The following is a 22,604-nucleotide window of genomic DNA, read 5'->3' as shown; positions in this document are numbered from 1 at the left end:
ATATTAATTTTCTACTATTACAAATGTAACAGCATACTCCCGTTCATGCGAAATTGTTAAATACAGTTTTAGATTCATTTTTGCGATTAATTTTTTAATATCATTATGCAATTGGAACGTTACATTACCTTTTGGTAAACTGATGATTTCAATATCTTTAAGTGAATATTTTATTTTACTATTTACTAGTGGACTTAAAGCTTTGAGCAATGATTCTTTTGCTGAAAACTTACCGGCTAAACTTTCTAAAACTCCTTTTCCTTTCATTTTTAAGTTTTCAATTTCTCTTTGTGTAAAAAATCTTTCTAGTTTTTTTTTATTTTTTAAAAAACTAGAAAGTCTCATGACTTTTATTATATCACATCCTATTGATTTCGTCATTTTATTATTCATTGGCAGTTATTTCTACTTGTATTGTTTTAGGTTCATATTCATATACTTCTATGCCATAAGTGTTATTTTTAAGTATTATGTCTGTTTTAATATCATAAATTCCAGGATTTTCGATTTTACTTAAATCGAGGTTAAGATTAATATTGTTATTATTTATATGCATTTTGGTGATTTTTTCTGATAGTCCACTTCTTATTTTGATAAACATTTCATTTTCTGAATCCAAAATTTTTTCTTTATTTTTTATTTCTAGCCCATTTTTTAGATTATTAAAAATTAAGTTAGGTTTTGTTATTGTTGTTTGTATATATTTTTTACCTAAGGTAATGTTAAGTATTACGTGGTTTTTTTCAAGCGTTATTAATTGATCTGGAGATATTACTTCAAGATGATCAGAAATAAATACAGTGTTTGTGTCAAATTCTTTTATTTTTGTTTTAATTGTATTTATTGATTTTATTACTTTTTCAGGGCCATGTATTGTTAGTCTTTCAGGTACTATGTTATATTTTGCAATAAAATATTCACCTTTTCCTTCTTTTTCAATTAATTTGAACTTGGGTTCGACTTTTACTAATTTTGAAATTTTTTTATCAAGATTTATCTTGATTTTGTTTTTTGAGAGTTTATATTCAACTATAGGAATAGGATTAAAATTTTTAATTTTTATTGGCAATTCATATTCCCCAGCTTCTTTTATGTTATTAGCTTCAACTGATAAAATTATTCGTTCAAAATCTAAATATTTTGAATCTTTTTTATTAATTTTGACTGTAAGTAATATTTTATTAAAATCAGGCATTTTACCCAATGTGACTTCATTTTCTAGTAAAATATTAAAATTTTTTTCTATATTGACCGATTCTATGCTGTTAAAGTAAAACGTGATGAACATAATAATAGCTATTAGGATAGAAATAGCTTTATTTTGCCAATCTTCAAATAATAACTTAATTATGTTTATGAATTTTTTAGTTATCATCATTATTCATTCTATTAATGCAATATTTAGTTTTTTTTTGACTTCATTCAAGCTTAAATTATATTCTAATTTTCCATTTCTTGTTAGTGAAATAGATCCAGTTTCTTCAGATGTTATTATTGTTATTGCATCTGAGTTTTCAGAAATTCCAAGTCCTGCTCTATGTCTTGTTCCAAATGTTTTACTAATAGATTCTACATTAGATAATGGTAAAAAAGACCCAGCATATACTATTTTATTATTGCTAATAATAACTGCTCCATCATGTAAAGGTGTTTCATAGTCAAAAATTGATATTAAAATTTCGTTGGATACAATGGAATCTAATTTTATTCCTTTGTTTATTATTTGTTCCAATTGTATTTTTTTTTCTATGCAGATTAAGCTGCCGGATTTATTTTCTGATAGATGTTTGATTGCTTTAATTATTTCAGTAATAGTTTTTATAGTTTCTTCTTTATTATTTGCAAGTTTAAAAGATAGATTAAAGTTTCCAATTTGCATTATTATTTTTTTGATTTCCTGATGAAATAATATAAGCATTGCAATTGGTAGTATATTTGCTATGTAAGTTAATAACCAATTGATCGTATATAAATTGAAATAATAAGATATGATGCCAATGGATGTAATTATAATCATTCCTTTAAGTAGATTTACCGAATAGGAATTAATTACATTTTTATAGATATAATAGACTAAGATGCTAATTAAACTTATGTCTAATATCCTAGAGATGATATCTTTAATTTGATTTATATTATTTATGTCTATCATAAGCATTTCTTTTTAACTGATGTTGTACATAATATAATTTTACTATACATAATGTATTGAATATATTCATACTTGTATATATATTTTAATACAAGTTAATCTTAAATTAAATTTATTTTTTATTTATGAGTAAAAAAGAAAAAATTATAGCTTTTATCTTTGATTTTGATGATACTTTAATTTATGGTAACATGCAGCAAGTACTTTTTGATGAGTATAATGTTGATTCTAATTTGTTTTGGAGTGAAGTTGAAAATTTATCTGTTACTTATAATGAAAATAGTTGTAATATTATTACTAATGAGATGATATATTTATCACATTTTTTAACTTACGTAAGAGAAGGTATTTTTAGAGGATTAAATAATAAAATATTATTTGAATTAGGTTCAAAGTTAAAGTTTTTTGAAGGTGTGATTGATTTGTTTAAAGAAATAAGTGATATAAATGAAAGTCTAAAAAAATCAGATGCAATTGTCAACATTTATATTGTGTCTAGTGGTTTTAGACAAATGATTTTGGGTAGTAGTATTGCTTCTTATGTTACTAAGGTCTGGGCTTGTGAATTTGTGGATTCGTACCTTATGCCTTTTTATCAGAGTTTAGATAATAAATTTTCGGAAAATAGTGTTTTAAGTAGTGTATGTTATTTTGTAGATCATACAATAAAGACTAGAGTAATTTTTGAATTAAATAAGGGATCTTATGATAAAATTAATAAGCGAATTCCAAAAAGTAGAAGAGAAATTCCTTTTGAAAATATGTTTTATATTGCAGATGGTTTTAATGATATTCCAGCTTTTGAGATTTTGAATAATAATTTAAATCACTATAAAAATACATTAACAGTTTATTATGGCAATAATGAGAATGCTAAAAAGTTAGTTAAGGAAAAAAGGGTAGGAGATTTGGCTGAGGCTAATTATGGTAAGGGAACTAAGTTGTATAATTGGATAATGGAAAAAATTTTTTCAAATATATGAACCATGTATATGTTTTGTATGAGTTTAATTTTAATTAATGAATTTCAGTTTTAGTATTGACTTTACTTTTAAATTATTTTTCATAATAATTTCAATGGGGAGGGAAATAAGAGATGGCTTTAGAAATAAAAACAACTGATAGATTTAAGTTTGTTAGATTACAGTCGATTTTTTATGTTGTAGCTTTAATTATAATGTTGATTACTATTTTAAAAGTGGCCCAAACGATATTTAAGCCTTTATCTATTGCAGTATTGCTTGGATTTTTAGTTTATCCTATTTATACTTTTCTTAAAAAGTTAAAGATACCAAGAGTTTTAATTATTTTTATAATTTTTTTTGTTCTTTTTTTATTTTCTTATTTAGTTTTTAGCTTTGTATATTACAGTGTTACTGTTTTAATTGATCAACTTCCTTATTATCAAAAACAATTGATTTTTATTATAGTAGATATTCTTGAGAAGTATAAATTAGATAGTGCTATTATTAGTAATATTGATTTTTCTAAATATATTTATCCTTTTTTAACTAGGATATCTAATGAAATTATTGGGTTTGCAAGCAGTTTGGTGGTTTTATTTTTATTATTATATTTTTTGTTATCAGAAATACATATTTTTGACATAAAAGTTAAAAATGCGTTTAAACGATCTGTTTCAAGTATGTTTATTGAAGTTTTAAGTACAATCAATAATCAAATTAGTAAATATTTAGGAATTAAGGTGTTTGTTAGCTTTCTTACTGGATTGTTGGTATTTATAGGTTTAAAGTTGTTTGGGCAGGATTTTCCTCGTGTATGGGCTGTGCTTACATTTGTTTTTAATTTTATTCCAAGTATAGGTTCGATTTTGGCTGTTTTTTTTATTATGATAGCTGCTTTGGTGCAGTTTTATCCTGATTTAAATTTGGTGCTTTATATATTTATATATAATACATTTGTTCAGATGTTGATTGGAAATATTCTTGAGCCAAAGATGCAGGGACATAGACTTGATCTCTCTCCTTTTTTATTGCTTTGTTTTCTTTTCTTTTGGGGATGGCTTTGGGGCATAGTGGGACTTTTGATAGCTTATCCTTTTACAGTTATTATAAAGGTAATAGTAGATAATATAGTATATTTGCGACCTTTTTCTGTATTTTTAAGTGGTTCTAAGATATTAACCCTTGATAATATTGATAATAATTTTAATAATAAGGAAAATTGATGCAAAAAAAAGTTATTCTTACAGGTGATAGACCTACAGGTTCTCTTCATTTGGGGCATTATGTGGGATCTATTGTTAACAGATTAAAGTATCAGGAAGAGTATGAGACTTATATTATTATAGCGGATTTACATACTCTTACTACACAATCAGACCTAAAGAGCATTAATGAGATATCAATTAATGTTAGAGAAATAGTTTTGGATTATTTGTCTTGTGGAATTGATCCTGAGAGAGTTAATATTTATTTGCAATCAGCAATACCTGAGCTTTTAGAGTTAAATTTAATATTATCAATGATTGTTATGGTTAATCGTTTGCAAAGAATTCCTAGTATAAAAGATATGAGCATTAATGCTGGACTGAGTGAAATTCCTTATGGGCTATTAGGTTATCCTGTTTTAATGAGTGCAGATATTTTAATGGCAAAGGCTGATTTTGTTCCTGTTGGACGTGATAATGAATCTCATATTGAGCTTACAAGAGAACTTGCTAGAAAATTTAATTTTCTTTATGGTGAGAATTTTTTTCCAATTCCTGAAGCTATATTTACGGATTTTCATACTCTTGTGGGAATTGATGGTAAAACTAAGATGAGTAAAAGTCTTGGTAATGCAATATTTTTAAATGATGATGAAAAATCATTACGCAAAAAAGTTATGTCTATGTTTACAGATCCAAAAAGAATAAGAGCGGATATACCGGGAGAAGTTGATGGTAATCCTGTTTTTATTTATCATGATCTTTTTAATAGTGATATGGATGAGCTTTGTGAACTTAAGAGTAGATATAAAAAAGGTACAATTGGAGATATTGAAGTTAAAGAGAGACTTTTTAATGTTTTAAATCAATTCTTAATTCCAATTAGGGAGAGAAGAGAATTCTTTAAAGCTAAGAAGGGTTATGTTGATGAGATAATTTTTGAAGGTACAAATAAGGCTCGAAAGGTTGCATTAGAAACTGTAAGAGATGCTAAGAATTTAATGGGTATATCAAAAACATGGAATGGAATTAGAAGGAATATAGAAAAAATGGCGAAATATAAATAAAAAAGTAATTTTGAGTATTAATTGTTTTAATTGTGGCTATAAAGTAAATTGTTAATTTTTATTTTCAGTGTTGAGATTATATTATTGAGTTTGCACTTTTTATTAAGTGTTTGTGAAAATCCAAAATATCATATAATAAATTGTGATATTCAGATTTAACTTCGCTTAGTACTCTGAATATAGGTTCTGTTTTTGAGCCACGCATCCATAAGCTGCCAATTATTTCGTGTTTGTCATTTTTTAGTAAAACTTTAAGGCCTCCTGATGCATCACGGGTTCTAGTAGTAGTTTGTGTTATTCCTTCGTAATTAAGGATTTCATAATTGTTAATTTGTAATTGGTTTATTATCGTATTATTTTTGTTAAATTCTGTTTTTAATAGTTTTTCATAGTTAGTTTTTAATGTTTCTTGATTTTGTACTCTTATTTTAAGTATAGCTTCTTTTGATGATACTTCTACATTACTGTAAAAGTTGATTGTTTTTAATATGTCATCGAGATTATAGTATTCATTATATGAATTTTGAGATAATGTGCACCATATTTTGTAAAGATTTTTGATTTTAAGTAATTTTATAATGCTAAAAACAGTTGCAAGTGGGTCTCTTACCTTTGAAGGATGTGTGATATTTCCTCCATTTGATCCTTCTCCAAAAATTTTGATTATTAGTCCTTTGTTTCGTAAAATATCAGCCATTTCTGTTAAATTTGCTTCTCCTACTTCAACTCTGTAAACTTTTGCATTAAATAGTGAGGCTATTTTTTCGATATTTAGAGAAGTTGCATCATTAACCACTACAGCTAAGTTTTTTTTAATTCCTATATGATAAAGGTAACTAAGTTCTGAGAGTACTGAGAGTGCAAATATTTTTTGTGATGAAATAATATTTGCTTGTCCATTTTTGTTTATTGTAATCAGATTTCCTCTATCTCCATCACAGTCAGGTACATATCCTAGTTGAAATGAATTGTCTTTTTGAAATTTTTGTTCTAATATTTTTTTGCACATGTTTAAAGATTTTCCTTCAGGAGTCATTCCATGCTTAAAAATGCCAATTTCAGTGTTATGAAATTCTAATTTTAGTCCTAGAGATTGAAGCATTTCTTTATCAATTGAATTGATGCGAGATCCTCCGTTCATTTCACCTATTATTCCTATTTGTTCTTTTTTGATATTTGCTTTTAGTATATCAATGTTTTCTTGGTTATGCTCGTCTGAATATATGATTTGTTGCATTAGTGATTTATATGCGTTGTAAGATTGTGCTTTCAATTTGTCTTTTGAAGCTATGATTGTTTCATATGTTTTTAAGTATTTAGTATTATTATTAAAATTTTGTAATTTTTTTATTAGATTTTTTATTAGATTTTCATTTTGGATATTAGATTTGATTTGTTTTATTATTTTGTTTATTTCATTTGAATTTAACACGCCCCCATCATCTAGACCAGTTTTAATACCATTATATCCTTTAGGATTATGGCTAGCAGAAATGTATATGAATCCTTTTGAATTTTTACTAATTTTTGTGTAAGCCAAAATTTCTGGTATTGGAAGTATACCAAAAAAATTAATTTTGTCATTGTTTAAAATTAATGTTTTAATTATTATTTGTGATATTACGTTTCCCGTTGCTCTTGAATCCAATCCAACGTTAATGTATTGTTTTGGCTTGTCTTGAAAGTAATTAGATATTGTAAGTGATATTATTGCAACTAATATTTTATCATCTTCATTTATTTCATTATCCATTGAATTTTCTTTTTTTGATTGTGCAAATATTTTTCTAAATCCTGAAGGAGAGAGTATCATTTCGTTAATAGACTTTTTTAAGTTTGTCATATTTAATATATAATTTTTTAACATGTTTTTTCTCTTAATTAGTATAGTACTACAATAAATGCTAATATTAAAATATAATTGTATTTATTTACCTTATGTTTGAATGAGGTTTTTAGTATGTGTGAAGTAATAGATAAAGTTTTTTCTCAAAAAGTACTTAATATGCTTAATATGCATGACCTTAAAGGGTTAGATATATCTTTTAAAACTTTTCCAAGTGAAAGTCATAGTAATATTTTGAGTCTTACTGATAATTTTGTTAAATTAAAATTTAGAAAAGAACTTGTTGAAAATAATTTGAAAAAATATTTTGATGATTATAGAAAGTTTTTATTCTCATCAGAAGGTGATTTTTATGTTTTTACTGCTGATAATTTAAGAAAGATAGGATTGTCACTTTATCCTTATTTTTCGTTTGGGATTTTAAATGGAGGTTCTGCAACTAGTTATTTTGATCTACTTAAAAATAGTGATTTTAATAATGACTTATATTTTTTATATGCAAATAAAATATTAGAAGCTAAGGAATTTTTTGGACATTTGCCCAAAGGAATTACACCTGCGTATGTTAATGCAGATGGTAGTTATGGATTTTCGTTTTTAGAATTAAAAATTCGACATCTTTTATTGCTGTCTAGGCAGTATTATGAACTTTATGGTGAAAATATTAAACCTTCTATTTTTCAAATGACAAGTGTTAAGACTTATAAGTTAATTTCTGATTTTTTAGACGGTATTTTTGATAATAATTTGATTAAGAGTTTAAATTATTGTGATTTTTGTAAATCGGATATTTTAACAGCAATTCAGCCTTTGGTGTATTGTTATAAAGAGTTAAGTGATGGTCATTATGAATATTTTGATTATGTTAATAATGGAAAGAAAGTTTTTTTAGCTTTACCTGCAGGACATGGTCAAAATTTTAAAATTTTGAGGGATATTTATATGCAACTTTATAATTCAGGTAAAAAATTTGTATATATTGGGAACATTGATAATGTTGGTTTTACTGTTAATTTAAAAACACTTGCTATAATGGCTATAACTAATGATTCTGCTGGATTTGAGTTTAGTGTTAAGACACCACTAGATACAAAGGGAGGGATTTTAATTTTAGATGATGATAATAATTTAAACTGTGTTGATATTGGTAGTGTTATTTCTAGAGAAACAGTGTTGCAATTTGAGTACAAAGGAGGTAAGATTTTTTTTAATTGTGCTACAGGTCTTTTTAATTTGGAGTATTTGATCAAAAATATTGATAGAATAATATCAGATATGCCTATGAGAGTTATTGAACAGACTAAAGAATTTGGCAAATATACTTCAATTGAGCAAATAACATGGGAAGTTATAAAGATGGTAGATAATCCATTGATTTTTGAGGTTAATAGGGAAGATAGATTTTTACCTGCTAAATTATTTATTAATACACTTATTATGAGTAATTATATGAGTGATAAATTTTCAGATGCATTTTTTGATATTGCTAAATACTTAAATATTGGTCTTAATAATGTATTACAGAATAAATATAATTTGGATTTTAAGAAAGGTAAATGGAATGTTTAGATTGATATTATTTGTACTTTTGTTTTTTCATTTTGTTTTATTGGGTTCTATTCCAGATATAGATTATGATTATTTTGAAAGTGATAAATTTGATCTTATAGATGTTGATAAGTTTTTAGGAAAAGTTAATTCTAAAGATATTTTAAATGGAAGTTATATTTTTATTGGTATTAGAAATGTTTCTAATCCTAGTTCTGTTCAATCACTTAGTAAAAGTGAACTTATGAAAATACAAGAGATAAATCCAGTGGGAGTTATTTTGTTTAGAGAAAACTTTAAGGATGCTGAACAAACTAAAAAATTAATTGAAAAATTAAAAAAATATCTTGGTTCCAAACTTTTAATTGCTGTTGATGAGGAAGGGGGCTTGGTTAGTAGAGCTAGTGAAAATGAAAAACTAGGAGTGTATAATTTTCCTTCTATGGAATCTGTTGGGAAGACAAAAGATGTTCAACTTGCATATAAGATAGGTGAAATTCTTGGAAAACAACTTAGACGTCTTGGGATAAATATGAATATGGCACCTGTAGCAGATTCTAAATTTGCACCTGATAGTCCATTAGGTAATAGGACTTTTGGGTATTCATTTTACGATATTGGTCTTATGGTAGAGGCATTTGTTGATGGAATGCAAAGAGAAGGGGTTTTTGCTGTGGTTAAGCACTTTCCAGGACTTGGAGGTACTAAGATAGATACTCATAAGGATTTAGCTTTATTGCCTTATAGTAAAAATTTTTTGATGTTAAATAATTTCGTGCCATTTGTTTTTGGTAAAGAGGCAAAATTTTTAATGCTTGCTCATATACTTGTACCTAATATTTCCAAGGATGTTAGTAGTATGTCAAGAGATATAGTAGAGATTATAAGAGATAATCTGAATATTTTTAGCATTATAATGACGGATGCATATGATATGGGAGCAATTGTTAATAATTTTAATTTAGAGTATGCTATTAAACAGTCGTTAAATTCAGGTATTGATATTGTACTGATTCCCGAAGGTTTTAAGGGGATTAATATAGAGAAATAATATTTTTTATTTTTGTTTATTTAAAATATTGAAAAAATTTTATGTTAACTTTTATTAAAGTTATCTTTTTTATAATACCTGAATTTGTGTTTTGTATAAATAGTGATGAATAAATTATATAGCGAATATGATAGCTGCATCTACTAAAAAATATTCACTAAGAGATGAAGAAAAGGTGGAGGTAATAGAAAATACATTATTGATTGGGATATTAAGTTTAATGGAAAGAAAAGGTAAAGCAGGAAAAAGAAAAGCAGAAATATTATTACCAGTAATAATATCTGTTCTAAGGGTTATGGGTAATTGAGGTCCTATTAAGATATTGATAATAAAGGGATATATGTGTATTTTATATTTTAATATATAAAGAGATATGGAAAAGTTAAAATATGAATTTGATAATAGATTGGCACTGTGTGGATAAAAATGGATTGGAATGATGTTAAAATCAATCCAATCATTATAAATTATCGTTATTCCAAGAAATGAACGATATTTATGTTTTTGATTATAAGGAGTTAAATTTATGTAATTATGTTGAATAATTCCAATTTGTAAGGGTTTTATGTTTGTAAATTGATTATTTGTGCGTGTGTAGCACCAAGCATGTGAGTATGTTATTAATATTAAATAAGATATAAGTTTTAACTTTGTCATAGTGTGTATAAGAAAGTGTAACATTTTATTCTTATATGAAAAATTGTATTGCAATTTATTCTTTGGATCAATAGGATTACTTGATCTATTAATTAATAGACATTATTAGAAATACAATGTTTTTTATAAATTTGAAAAATATGTTAGAAGTGATATCATCAATTGATTTGACTAGTAGTCTTATCATCTGTGATTATTTTATCAAGTATGTTATTAATTAATTTTTATAGCAAATATCAAGTAATAGCACAATCTTAATTTTTTTAGTATTTATCTTATACTTTTATTTTTACTAGTCTATTAACTATTTTGTTAGTTTAAAAATTAATGTTAATGTTATTTCTGTAGCATTTGAGAATGGTGGTTCTGTTGGTCAAAATTAATAAAATTATGTAACTAAATAATAAAAGAATATAAGTTAGCTTATAAAAGGAAGATACTGAGAATTAAACTTGTAGTATCTTTTGTTTTGTGATATTAATAAGATTCGTTTTTTTATTGACGTTTATTAGTTATTATTTAAGATGTTTAATTTGACAATATTCACTAGTAAGTTCAATTTTTATTGATATGAGATATTATTAATTATTTAAAAGGTTTTGACAGTTCTAATTTTATCTTGCATCATAATTAATATGGCATTGAAATACATCGGCATTCACAAAAATTAACATTGTATGTTGTTATTATATATTCTAAATTTGGAAACGGAATATCAAAAATTTTGTGTTTTTAAATTTATAAGAAAACAACTTATCAATTTATTATATAGATATTTGTATGAAGTGTGATTTAGCCATTCATTCATTGTTGTATGCGTTTTTTTAAAGCTAAATAAATAAAAAATAGGAGGCTAAGAAAAGTATGAAAGAGAAAGAAGAAGAGAAGAGGGAATAAATAATAGAGAATATAAAGGAAAGAGAGATAATAGAAGAGGAGGGTGGAGAAGGAAGAGAGTGAAGGGAGTAATGGTGTTGTGATGATTGTGGTGATAGTGATATGGGATATAATAATGTAGGAGTAGCAGAAGGAGAAGGGAAAGGCGATGCTAAAAGTTTAAGTGTAATGGAAGTAGGAAGAAGTATAGTTTGAGTGGTAAATTTGGAGAAGCACCAGAGGAATTAGAAAAAGTGGCAAGCAAAGCAATGGTAGGTATTGATAACAGAGCGATGAATCAAAGAATGCAAAAAATCCAATTAGAATTGCAATTTGATATGTTTAAGGGAGTTTTAACTTCATTGAAAATCTATTTAGAATTATTAAAGAAAGTGGTAATGAGAGTTTAGTAAGTGAGTTAGGGAATAACAAACAAGGTATGTCAGTGCAAATTAAGATGCATTGAATATATAGTATGATGGTGGTGATGGGATATAATAGTGGGGGAGTAAAAGGGGACGAGGGGAAAGCAAGGGAGGAAGATGGGAGTGTAATTGATTTGAAATATTAGAATATTAAAACGAGTTATACTAATTGATATTAATTTATCTTTTTTTATAATTTTAGTGATTGGTATAGGGTGACGTTAAAATTATAGCCTAACGATATTAAAATAAAAATAAAAAATACTATAGTTATAATGGATAATAAAGGAGGAATACCTAACGATTTTTTAAAAGAGGTTGTAAATAGTTTTCAAAGTGATGAACCAAGAAAAGAATATGTTGTTAGTAAAGTTTTTGTTAAAAAAGTAGTAAGAGGAGATTCTGTAATAAAACATGAGAAAGAAGAATTAATACTTGCTCTTATAAATTGATGTTGATAATATTATGAGATTAATAAGTCAAGATAGAAAACTATTATTTCTATAGATCTGTGAATATAGAAATAATAGTTAGGTATTTTGTTATTTCTAATTTTGAGAATTAATGGCTTTAATAAAAAAAGTAGCTGTTTTCAATTCAGGTATGCCTTTCATGTTTGTTGATTTTTTGATAAATACAGCTTTATTAAGATTGAGGTTGGTATAAGAATCAAAGTTTCATTGTCTCATGTTTGTTGTTTTGCTTGTCTAATAATTTACTTAGTTTGTTATAAGGACTATCAGGGTCTTTGTTAACTGCCACTGTAATGTTAAAACAATGAATAAGAGATATTGGGTTTTGATAACTGATTATGGGTGCGATGTTAAACTCTTCGCTAAACTTGATTAGTGTATCAGGTTGAGTGTAATATTCTAATGTTCCTTCGTTTATTTCATCTTCAGAGAGTGAAAAAAATTTCGTTTAAATTATAGATAATGATAAATTATTTCTTTTTTTTTAATAATTTTTTAGTGTTTATATCTTATATGATAAAAGTGTAGTGCAAAAAAAAAGTATAATTGAAGTTTATTTTTTGAAATTTCTAATAACATTAACAACAATATTAGAATCAATTAATAAAATAATTTCAAACTGAAACCTATAAATTTGATATATTCATGTTATGATTTTTTCATTTGATGGTATCAATTGCTTGATTGTTGTCATTTATGTTTTTGTACATGTTGTTATTATATTAATTTTATATTATTGATGCTAGAGATATTAAAAATGTATAAAAATCTAATAATAGTAAAATTTTGTTATTGAATGTAGATAATAGGATATTTATTACTATGTAACATTAAGGTGTTATTGTTTTGGTTAAATAAATAATTTTTGGAGATTTAATTTTTTAAAAATATTTTTCTATAAGTATAATAATGGGGGAGTTGCGGGAGAAGAAAGAGGAGAGAATAGGTTTTTGAAGTCATTGGTGGGATTAAGTAATGAATTTTTGAATGTTTTTACGTCTTTTGGAGAAATGGTAGGGAGTGTATTGGGGTTGAATTTGGAGAGTAAGAAATCGGATGTAGGGAAATATTTTAAGAAAGTTCAGGGTACTGTGCAGAAAACTAAGGATGGGCTTAATAAAATTTTTAATGAAATGAAGAAAGAAAAGAATCCTAATGCTGAGGCTACTGAGACTGCGCTAAAAACATTAGTTGGAGGGTAAACTAGATAAGATAATAGCTGGAGCTAAGGAAGCAAGTGAGGCAATAGGAGATGCTAGTGAATTAATAGGGAATGTAGCTGATCAGAATGGAGCAGGTGTTGCAGGTACTGATGTTGATAAGTTAGTAGAAGGAATTAAGGGAATTGTGAAAGTAGTACTTGAAGGTGTAGGGAGTGCTGATGCTGGGGATGATAAGAAGGCAAGTGATGGTAGTAGTTCAAGAAATGCTGCTGCTGGTGAAGGAGAAGCAGGAAAATTATTTGCTGCAGGTGCTGGTGTTGCAGGTGCTCAAGCTAATGCAAAGAAAGTAGCAACAGATGCAGCTAAAGCGGTAGGAGCAGTAAGTGGAGCTGATATATTACAGGCGATGGTAAAAGATAATGGTAAATCAGCTAAGTTAGCTGAAAATAATGATGCTAATACTAATGTGGGTGTTTCTCCTAAAGATGCAGTAATAGCAGGAGGAATAGTCTTGAGAGGGATGGCAAAGGGAGGTAAATTTGCTAATGGTAATGCTGCTGATGCAGATATTTCAGCTGCAGTTAAAGGAGAGGCAGTAAGTGCAGCAAGTAAGGCATTAGATATATTGACAATAGGAATAAGAAGAGCAATAGACTTGGGACTTAAGGGTGTCAAAGAAGCAAATGAAAACTAATACTAGTGCTACTGCTATAGCAATCTGGTAAGAGTGGTTCTAGTAGTCAAAATCAATAATCAGAATACATAACCAAATAATAAAATAAGAGAAAAAAATTACAAAGTAAAGATACTAGGAATTAAGTTCTTGGTATCTTTTATTTTGTAGTGTATTAGACATGGGTTTATTACTATGTGGTTAATTCTATCATTTGTTCTTTCATTAAAATGTTCTAGTGAATTGTCATTCATTCATGCGTTGCTGTATACATTTATTTTTTGTTTGTTTGCTTCCTTGTTAGAAAAAAATAATAAAAAAACAAGGAGGCTAGAAGAATGAAGATAGAGAAAAAAGGAGAGGGGAAAGTAAGAGTAATATTATTGATGATGATGATGGTGATGATGGGATGTAATAGTGGGGGAGTGAAAGGAGAAGGAGCAGCAGGAGGAGGCGGGAGTGGAGCTAAAAGTTTAAGTGAAGTACTGCTGGAAGTAGGGAGAAGTGCAGAGAATGCATTTTATTCGTTTATAGAGTTAATGTCAGATACATTAGGCTTAAAAGTGACTAAGGATACAACTAAGCAACAAGTAGGAGAATATTTTAATAGCCTAGGTGGTAAACTTGGAGAGGCATCAGGTGAATTAGAAAAAGTAGCAAGCAAAGCAATGGTCGGTGTTGATAGAAGCGATGAATCAAAGAATGCAAAAAATTCAATTCGAAGTGCAGTTGATACAGCTAAGGGAGTTTTAAGTTTGTTGAAAACTCATTTAGAATCTTTGAAAGATATAGGTGATGATAAAAAGGTTGTTGATGTAACGAGTAATCAGGCCGGAGTGGCAGCAAATGAAAATGCATTAAAGAAGGTATATCAGGCCTTTAAAGGGATAGTAACGGTAGCTAATAAAGAGGGTGTTGAAAAGTTGAAAGAAAGTAAGTTAACTTTGTCTCAAGAATCAATAGGTGTGGTTGATGCAAAAAATGGAGTTAAGATATTAGGTACAGATTTAGCAGCAACAGCAGGGGATGCAGGTAAAGCAGCATTAATAGTATCAGCAGTAAGTGGTGAGGAAATGTTAGAGTCTATTGTTCAAGCATCAGAAGATAAAGTTGTAAAAATAACAGGTAATGCAACTGCACAGACAACGTCATTGGAATTTGCAAAAGGAGGTAATGCAGCTCATGTGTCGCATTCATCTGATTCAAAAGCAGCAGCAGTAGCAGGAGGGATAGCGTTGCGTTCATTAGTTAAAGAAGGTAAATTAGCTTCACATAATGCAAATAGCGATGAAAAAGCGGTACAATTAGCAGGAGTAACAGCGGTAAATAAACTATTAGTAGCGTTGGAAGATATAATTAAAAAGACAGTAAAGAATGTTTTGGATAAAGTGAAGAAAGATGTAGACGAAGCAAAAAAACCAAAGACAGTCAGTTAGCAATAAGATAGGTTAAAAAAATAAGACTAGAAGGAAATCTAGAGATAAATTGAGATTTCCTTTTATATTGTTATTTCAGTAATTGTTTTATTAGAATGAACAGTATCATGACTTTTCTTAGAGTAAGTTCCAACATCACACTTTTTTGTATTAGACTTTAAAACACTTCCAACCGTATTATGTCTTTAATTAAAGCTGATTAGTAAAAATAATTTTGTGAATATTTGATTAAGTGTTTTTTATTTATGTTTAAGCTCTTATTATTTCCTTGTAATAGGTCTTATCGTCGTCTAATTGCTTTTTATTGGAAATAGTATAGTGTCTCAATACTACCATTATTTTATTAGTATTACCTAAAATAATATAAATTATGAAGGAAAGGATGCTTAGAGTTAGACTTTTGGTATCTGTTATTTTATTTATAGTGTAATATAACAATATTAACCTTTTTACTTTTAGTGTTTAATTTTGTTTTTTTGATTTCATTAAGATATGTTCTAATGATAGACATATAACTTATTATATAAAAAGATAACATATTATAAACAATCGATCTTATTCCTTGCGAGATATTCTAGTTATTTGAAAATATTGAATATCAAATATTTATAGTTTTCATTATAATCAGGATACAAAAACACATTTAAAACTACTAAGAATAATATTCCATATAACGATTATAAATATATATAGTAGTTGATTATAACAAAAAAATATATCTATTAATTTTGTATTTTAAATTTATAACAAAATAAATTATTAATTTTTATATGGGTATTTTTATAAATTGTTATTTATCGATTTATTTGTTATTTATTTAATTTTGTTTTTTGTGTCTTATTGAGATACTAGGAGTGAAAAGTGGATTAAAAGGAAAGAGAATAGGGAATAGAAGAGTAAAAGGGATAATGATGATAATGCTGGATGATAATGATGTAATAGCAATCAGGAATAGAGTTGATGAAGGATTAAAGGAATTAGTGAGGTATTAGGAGAGATTAAGCAAGGAGAAGGTACTGAAGCTAAGGCTAATTAATAGGTGAATTAGTATATGTTTAATATAGTTAGAATTATTAGATAAGTATATTGATAAAGGAAAGGGAGCAATAAAGCTCTCTTTTTTTATTTGCGGTGTTGTGTATTTTATATAAAACATATTTTTTTGCTTCTGTTATTAAGGGATAAGCTAAATAAAAGCTATAAAGTAGCTATAAATAAAGGAAAAAACAAGGAGGCTAGAAGAATGAAGATAGAGAAAAAAGCAGAGGGGAAAGTAAGAGTAATAATATTGATGATGGTGATGATGATGATGGGATGTAATAGTGGAGGAGTAGGAGGAGGAGAGGAAGGGAAGAATAAATATTTGCAGTCATTAGTTAATGTGAGTGAAGAATTTTTGAATGTTTTCACTTCTTTTGGGGATATGGTAGGGAAGTGTATTGGGATTAAATTTGGAGAGTAAGAAATCTGATGTAGGGAAATATTTTAAGACAGTGCAGGGTACTGTGCAAGGGATAAAGGATGGACTTAATAAAATTGTTGCTGAAATGAAGAAAGATGGGAATTCTAATTTGGCGGCTGCTGAGACTGCGGTAAATAAGTTAGTTAGTGGGACACTTGATAAGATAATATAAGGGGCAAAGACAGCAAGTGAGGCAATAGGAGGTGCTGGTGACCCAATTGGTGATGTAGTTACTGCTGGAGCTGATGCTAAGGGTATTGGTGATGATGTTACGGAATTGGTAAAGGGGATTAAGACTATAGTAGAGGTAGTGCTTGGAGAGAAAGGAAATGCTGACGCTGGAGATAATAAAAAGGCAGAAGATGGTAATTCTGAAAGGAATAATGATGGAGCAAGTAAATTGTTTGATGGTAATACTGGAGCTGGTGCTGATGCAAAGAAAGCAGCAGCAGATGGGTCAAAGGCAGTAGGAGCAGTAAGTGGAGCTGATATATTAAAAGCTATAATTAAAAATGATGGTGGTGCTTCTAAGTTAGCTAAGAATAGTGGTGCTATTGCTAATGTTGGTTTTGCTGCTCCTAAAGATGCGGAATTAGCAGGGGGTATAGCATTAAGAGCTATGGCTAAAAATGGTAAATTTGCTAATGGTGACAATGCTAATGATGCAAATAAAATGATAAAGGGAGCAATAATAAGTGCGGTTACTAAAGCATTAGATACATTAACAATAGCAATAAGAAGTACAATAGATTTGGGACTAAAAGAAGTAAAAGAAGCAATAAAAATTAATACTAATGATACTTCTATAGTATCTGAAAAGAGTGGTTCTAGTATTCAAAATCAATAATCATCAGAATACATAACTAAATAATAAAATAAGAGAAAAATTATAAATTAAAGATACTAGGAATTAAGTTCTTGGTATCTTTAATTTTGTAGTGTATTAGACATGGGTTTATTACTATGTGGTTAATTCTATCATTTGTGTTTTCATTAAAATGTTCTAGTGAATTGTCATTCATTCGTTGCTGTATACATTTATTTTTTGTTTGTTTGCTTCCTTGTTAGAAAAGCATATAAAAACAAAAGGAGGCGAAGAAAATGAATAGAGAAGTAAAAGAAGGAGAAATAAAAGGGAAGAGAGGAATAGAGAGAGTGAGAGAGAAATAGAGAGAGGAGAGAAGATGGGGAGAATAGTAAAAGGAATAATAATGGGGATGATGGTGGTAGTGATGGGATGTAATGGTGGGGGAGTAGGAGGAGAAAGTGGAGAGAATAATTTTTTGAAGTCATTAATTAATGTGAGTAATGAATTTATAAATGTTTTCACATCATTTGGGAATATGGTATGGAGTGTATTGGGATTGAAGGCGGATTCTAAGAAGTCCGATGTTGGGAATTATTTTAAGACAGTACAGGGTACAGTAGAGGGAGTTAAAACAGGACTTAATAAAATTGTTGCTGATATGAAAAAAGAGAGTAATCCTAATGCTGTAGCTACTGAGACTGCAGTAAATAAATTAGTTACTGAAACACTTGATAAAATAATTGCTGGGGCAAAGACAGCAAGTGAGGCAATTGGTGGTGATGCTAATGCTCTAATTGGAAATGTTGCTGCTGGTGGTGCTAATGATTCTGCAGGTGTATCTGGTAGTGAGATTGATAGTCTAGTAAAGGGAATTAAGGGGATTGTTGATATAGTACTTAAGGGTATAGGGAAGGCTGATGCTGGGGATGGTAAAAAAGCCGATGCTCTTGGAGCAAGAGGTGATAATGCTGGTGATGTAGGAAAGTTATTTGGTAATACTGGTAATAATGGTGGTATTGATTCTGCAGATAATGCAAAGAAGGCAGGTGCAGATGCAGCAAAAGCAGTTGGGGCAGTAACTGGTGCTGATATTTTACAAGCTGTAGTTAAAGATGGTGGTGATGCTTCTAAGTTAGCTGCTAATAGTCCTACCTCTGATGTTGCTGGGGTATCTCAGAATGCTAAGGATGGCACTATTGCAGGGGGAATAGCATTAAGAGCAATGGCTAAGGGAGGTAAATTTGCTAATGATAATACTGCTGCTAATGTTGATGTTGTTACTGCGGTTAAAGGAGCAGCAGTAAGTGCGGTGACTAAGGCATTAGATACATTAACAGTAGCAATAAGAAGTACTATTGATGAAGGACTTAAAAGTGTTAAAGAAGCAATGAAAACTAATATTAATGTTACTTCTGTAGCATCTGAGAATAGTGGTTCTAGTGGTCAAAATCAATAATTATAATTACTTTATTAAATAATAAAGTAAGAGAAGTAAAATTATAAAGTAAAGATACTGGGATTTAAGTTCTTGGTATCTTTTTTTAGAGTATATTGAACATTGGTTTATTACTTCTAGTATTTGAAGATAAGCTAAATAAAAAAATAAAAAATAGGAGGCTAAGAAGGGAATATGCAGGTAAAAAAAAGCAGAAAGGATAAAAGAGGCGAGAGAAAAGGGATAAAAAAGAGAGGAATAATAATGGAGTGTTATAAGCAGAGGAAGGGAAGAATAAATTTTTGCAGTCATTAGTTAATGTGAGTGAAGAATTTTTGAATGTTTTCACTTCATTTGGGGAAATGGTAGGGAGTGTATTGGGGTTGAATGTTAATTCAAAGAAATCGGATGTAGGGAAATATTTTAAGACGGTACAGAGTACAGTAGAAGGAGTGAAAATAGGGCTTAATAAAATTGTTAGTGATATGAAGGAAGAAAAGAATCCGAATGCTGAGGCTACTGCTACTGCGGTGAAAACATTAATTGAGAGTAAACTAGATAAGATAATTGGTGGAGCAAAGACAGCAAGTGAGGCAATTGGAGATGCTAGTGGTCTACTTGGTGATATGGCCAATGCTGCTGTTGGTGGTACTGTTGGTGAAGTTGATAAATTAATAAATGGAATTAAAGGTATTGTGGATGTAGTCCTTAAAGAAGGAAATCCTGTTGCTGGTACTGAGAAAAAAGCTTTAGATGGGCAGACTGACAGAACTGGTGGTAATGCTGCTGATGATGAAGCAGGAAAGTTATTTAATGGTACGAATGCTGGTGCTGCTGGTACTAATGCAAAAAAATCAGCAGCTGATGCAGCTAAAGCAGTAGGAGCAGTAACTGGTGCTGATATATTACAAGCTATGATTAAAGTTGGTGGTGGTGCTTATAAATTGGCAAATGCTAAAGATGATGATAAGCCATCTACTAAGAAAGATGCTATTATAGCGGGAGCTATAGCATTGAGAGCAATGGCAAAGGGTGGTAAATTTGCTGGTCAGGCTAATGCTGAAGATGCTATTATTGTAGTTAAAGATGCGGCAATAAGTGCAGTAACTAAAGCATTAGATATATTAACAGTAGCAATAAGAAGAAGTATTGATATAGGACTTAAGAGTGTAAAAGAAGCAATGAAAATTAATACTAATGCTACTACTGTAGCATCTGAGAATGGTGGTTCTGGTGGTCAAAATAAATAGGCAAAGTTATGTAAGTAAATAATAAAAATAAAGTCATAAAGTGAAGATACTAAGAGTGAAGCTTTTGGTATCTTGTATTTTATAGTGTGTTAAACAGAAATATGTTACCTTAGCCCCAGAATTATTAGCAGCAGTAGTACCACTAAGAACAGCAGGGCAGTATTAGCACCAGCAGCCACTTCATTACCAGCAGTTCCAGCCTCAATTTTTACACCAGAACCAGTAGCAGTCTCAATTATACTTTTAACTCCTTCAATAACAGTTATAATGGGGATGATATTTTATAGGTTGTAGGCGTGCTTTATATTTTCATGAGCAATCAATTTTACAAATTAATAAAAACAGTCAAGAAACTGAAATTCATATTAAGAGCAGCATATCTGTTCTGTTAAGATTAAGATTATATACCATACCATAAAAATATTAATTCTAGAGTATAAAATGAATTATACTAGTTGATATTAATCTATATTTTTTTATAAATTTTAGTGATTAGTATAAAGTGACAGTATTTAAATTTAAAAATAAGTGATTTTAATTAGTGTAAAAGTACGCCATATCTCTTATAAAGAGGAAATGGTTAACAAGTAAATAATTTTAGAGTAAGAATGTAAAAAAAATAGTAATTTTAATTAAAAAAAAATTGTATTTTAGATAAAGTGATATATATTATTAATTAATAATCATTACTATTTAGTAATAATGATTATTAATTCTAAAGAAGGAGAATATTTGTGAGAAAAAATTTATTTATATTATTAGTTTTGGGGTTAGCATCTTGTAATCTAGATTCTAAATTATTGGATAATAAAGGAAGCCCTGACAATTTTTTAAAAGATGTTGTAAATAATGTTCAAAATTTTGTGAATAACGTTCAAGGTGATGAACCAATAAAGGAAGATGTTGTTAATAAAGTTTCTGTTGAAAAAGTAGTAAGAGGAGATTTTGTAATAAAAGATGAGAAAGGGGAATTAATATCTGCCCTTATAAATGATATTAATAGTGTTATGGGATTATTAAATCAAGATAAGGCTGAAGTTGAGGATGTAAATCAATATGGTATGAAGGATAAAGTGTTTAAATTCGTGTTAAATGCTGTTAATAATAAGACATTAGATCATGGTGATAATAAGGGAGTAAGACGATTATTTTATTCCTCTTTGTTATACAATAAAGAAAGAATAAAAGATTTTGCAGAAATTCTTAAAAAAGTAGAATCGGATAATACAAATAAGGGTACATGGATTTACGATATAATGAATACTGTAGTAGTAGATCTTCAGTTTAATTTTGAGAGAATAATTAATAAATTAGAAAAGAATAGAGATAAACTTGATAAATTGAGTCTTGTTGATTTAAGAGAAATTAAATCAAAGCTTGAGGAAATTCAATTACAGAAATTAAATTGGAGGAAAGCCTTAGATAGTCTTATTTCATCTTATAAAGCTAAGACAGATGGAATTGATTCTGATAGCAAGAAATTGATAAAGCATATTGAGAAAAGATATAAAGATCTTATTAAAGTTAAAATTCCCGGAATGAAGGCAGTATCTAATAGAATTATAGCTATTCTAGGTACAATTAAGTAATTTATTATAATTATTTGAAATACAAAGGAAGATAGATTAATTAATAATAGTCTATCTTCCTATATTTTTGTTGTATAAATGTATTTAGGTTCAATTTGGTAGAAAAAATTTATTTTATACATATTATAAAAACAAAAAGGAGTCTTTAATTTATTTAAATTTTACTTTTATAACGGGTTAGCCTTATAAAGTTTTAGCCCGCGTTTATTAATCAATTTCATGGGTTGATATAATTAAACAATACATCTTTTAATATTAAATACTGTAAATAAAAAATATTCAATTATTCAATATTAATTTTAATTATTTTCTGTGTTTTGAGGGTTTATTGTTAAGTAAAATAAGTGAATTTAGTTGATGTTCACGATACGAAGATATTAGAAAAGATTTGTTTTTGTATTTTGTGAGTTTTTTTATAGGGAATACCCATTTGTTTTAGATTTAGGTTAATGTATGATTTGAGAGTATGTATATCTTTGTAAGGGTTTTGATCAAGAAAAAGAGGATTCAATTAGATTAGCAA

15 protein-coding genes and 5 pseudogenes are annotated in these 22,604 nt (G+C 28.2%); 15 read left to right on the top strand and 5 right to left on the bottom strand.

Translation table 11 applies throughout. The features are described from left to right. Nucleotides 1–3: 3 nt before the first annotated feature. The 3 genes from BDU_RS00085 to cdaA are packed head-to-tail and all read right to left on the bottom strand — an operon-like array spanning nucleotide 4 to nucleotide 2,152. Nucleotides 4–393: a 4'-phosphopantetheinyl transferase superfamily protein gene (locus BDU_RS00085; protein ID WP_012537786.1), complete on the bottom strand. Its 390-nt coding sequence runs from the start codon at nucleotides 391–393 to the stop codon at nucleotides 4–6. Continuing rightward, nucleotides 386–1,378: a YbbR-like domain-containing protein gene (locus BDU_RS00080; protein WP_012537785.1), complete on the bottom strand. Its 993-nt coding sequence runs from the start codon at nucleotides 1,376–1,378 to the stop codon at nucleotides 386–388. The genes BDU_RS00085 and BDU_RS00080 overlap by 8 nt, the downstream gene beginning before the upstream one ends. A 3-nt stretch (nucleotides 1,379–1,381) precedes the next feature. After that, nucleotides 1,382–2,152 (bottom strand): diadenylate cyclase CdaA, encoded by a 771-nt coding sequence (gene cdaA / locus BDU_RS00075; RefSeq protein WP_025400466.1) that lies wholly within the window; start codon nucleotides 2,150–2,152, stop codon nucleotides 1,382–1,384. A 125-nt stretch (nucleotides 2,153–2,277) separates the two neighbouring features. Between cdaA and BDU_RS00070 the strand changes: the two genes are divergently transcribed. From BDU_RS00070 to trpS, 3 genes are all read left to right on the top strand, one after another. Next, nucleotides 2,278–3,135: an HAD family hydrolase gene (locus tag BDU_RS00070; RefSeq protein ID WP_012537783.1), complete on the top strand. Its 858-nt coding sequence runs from the start codon at nucleotides 2,278–2,280 to the stop codon at nucleotides 3,133–3,135. A 113-nt stretch (nucleotides 3,136–3,248) separates the two neighbouring features. Beyond that, nucleotides 3,249–4,340, top strand: a complete 1,092-nt coding sequence (locus tag BDU_RS00065; RefSeq protein WP_012537782.1) for an AI-2E family transporter — start codon at nucleotides 3,249–3,251, stop codon at nucleotides 4,338–4,340. After that, nucleotides 4,340–5,389 carry a tryptophan--tRNA ligase gene (gene trpS / locus BDU_RS00060; RefSeq protein ID WP_038365796.1) on the top strand — a complete coding sequence of 350 codons (1,050 nt, stop codon included), beginning with the start codon at nucleotides 4,340–4,342 and terminating at the stop codon, nucleotides 5,387–5,389. The genes BDU_RS00065 and trpS overlap by 1 nt, the downstream gene beginning before the upstream one ends. Before the next feature lie 76 nt (nucleotides 5,390–5,465). On the opposite strand, the gene BDU_RS00055 is transcribed toward trpS, so the two are convergent. After that, nucleotides 5,466–7,256, bottom strand: a complete 1,791-nt coding sequence (locus BDU_RS00055) for a phosphoglucomutase (RefSeq protein ID WP_012537780.1) — start codon at nucleotides 7,254–7,256, stop codon at nucleotides 5,466–5,468. 93 nt (nucleotides 7,257–7,349) lie between these two features. Here BDU_RS00055 and BDU_RS00050 point away from each other — a divergent pair, with 93 nt between their 5' ends. From BDU_RS00050 to BDU_RS08205, 5 genes and pseudogenes are all read left to right on the top strand, one after another. Continuing rightward, nucleotides 7,350–8,804: a UTP--glucose-1-phosphate uridylyltransferase gene (locus BDU_RS00050; RefSeq protein WP_041177667.1), complete on the top strand. Its 1,455-nt coding sequence runs from the start codon at nucleotides 7,350–7,352 to the stop codon at nucleotides 8,802–8,804. Further along, the gene (locus BDU_RS00045) at nucleotides 8,797–9,834 is read left to right on the top strand and encodes a glycoside hydrolase family 3 N-terminal domain-containing protein (RefSeq protein ID WP_041177762.1); all 1,038 of its coding nucleotides are present in this window, start codon (nucleotides 8,797–8,799) and stop codon (nucleotides 9,832–9,834) included. The genes BDU_RS00050 and BDU_RS00045 overlap by 8 nt, the downstream gene beginning before the upstream one ends. Nucleotides 9,835–9,961: 127 nt before the next feature. After that, nucleotides 9,962–10,141, top strand: a complete 180-nt coding sequence (locus tag BDU_RS08210; RefSeq protein ID WP_041177666.1) for a hypothetical protein — start codon at nucleotides 9,962–9,964, stop codon at nucleotides 10,139–10,141. Nucleotides 10,142–11,576: 1,435 nt separating this feature from the next. Continuing rightward, nucleotides 11,577–11,762, top strand: a pseudogene (locus tag BDU_RS00035) (variable large family protein); the annotation flags it as partial. A gap of 305 nt (nucleotides 11,763–12,067) precedes the next feature. Further along, nucleotides 12,068–12,244, top strand: coding sequence for a hypothetical protein (locus tag BDU_RS08205; RefSeq protein ID WP_158298582.1), 177 nt, complete (start codon nucleotides 12,068–12,070; stop codon nucleotides 12,242–12,244). Nucleotides 12,245–12,461: 217 nt separating this feature from the next. On the opposite strand, the pseudogene BDU_RS08990 reads toward BDU_RS08205, so the two are convergent. Beyond that, a pseudogene (locus BDU_RS08990) lies at nucleotides 12,462–12,695 on the bottom strand (DUF1463 family protein); the annotation flags it as partial. Between the two features lie 424 nt (nucleotides 12,696–13,119). Here BDU_RS08990 and BDU_RS00030 point away from each other — a divergent pair. The 7 genes and pseudogenes from BDU_RS00030 to BDU_RS00005 all read left to right on the top strand — a co-directional run bounded on the left by BDU_RS00030 (nucleotide 13,120) and on the right by BDU_RS00005 (nucleotide 22,081). Beyond that, nucleotides 13,120–14,181, top strand: a pseudogene (locus BDU_RS00030) (variable large family protein). A gap of 258 nt (nucleotides 14,182–14,439) precedes the next feature. Further along, entirely contained in the window at nucleotides 14,440–15,537 is a 1,098-nt protein-coding gene (locus BDU_RS00025) for a variable large family protein (RefSeq protein WP_012537776.1), read from the top strand. 854 nt (nucleotides 15,538–16,391) lie between these two features. Continuing rightward, entirely contained in the window at nucleotides 16,392–16,529 is a 138-nt protein-coding gene (locus BDU_RS08510) for a hypothetical protein (RefSeq protein WP_318250786.1), read from the top strand. Nucleotides 16,530–16,780: 251 nt separating this feature from the next. Further along, a pseudogene (locus tag BDU_RS00020) lies at nucleotides 16,781–17,846 on the top strand (variable large family protein). 337 nt (nucleotides 17,847–18,183) lie between these two features. Beyond that, nucleotides 18,184–19,263, top strand: a complete 1,080-nt coding sequence (locus tag BDU_RS00015) for a variable large family protein (protein WP_012537775.1) — start codon at nucleotides 18,184–18,186, stop codon at nucleotides 19,261–19,263. Between the two features lie 260 nt (nucleotides 19,264–19,523). After that, nucleotides 19,524–20,492, top strand: a pseudogene (locus tag BDU_RS00010) (variable large family protein); the annotation flags it as partial. 734 nt (nucleotides 20,493–21,226) lie between these two features. Next, complete coding sequence (locus tag BDU_RS00005) at nucleotides 21,227–22,081, top strand: complement regulator-acquiring protein (protein ID WP_012537773.1); 855 nt, start codon at nucleotides 21,227–21,229, stop codon at nucleotides 22,079–22,081. Nucleotides 22,082–22,604 lie beyond the last annotated feature (523 nt).

This window comes from Borrelia duttonii Ly, from assembly GCF_000019685.1.
In the GTDB taxonomy this organism is placed as follows: domain Bacteria; phylum Spirochaetota; class Spirochaetia; order Borreliales; family Borreliaceae; genus Borrelia; species Borrelia duttonii.
Note: the sequence above shows the minus strand (reverse complement) of the source record. Positions and strands in the feature narration are given on the sequence as shown.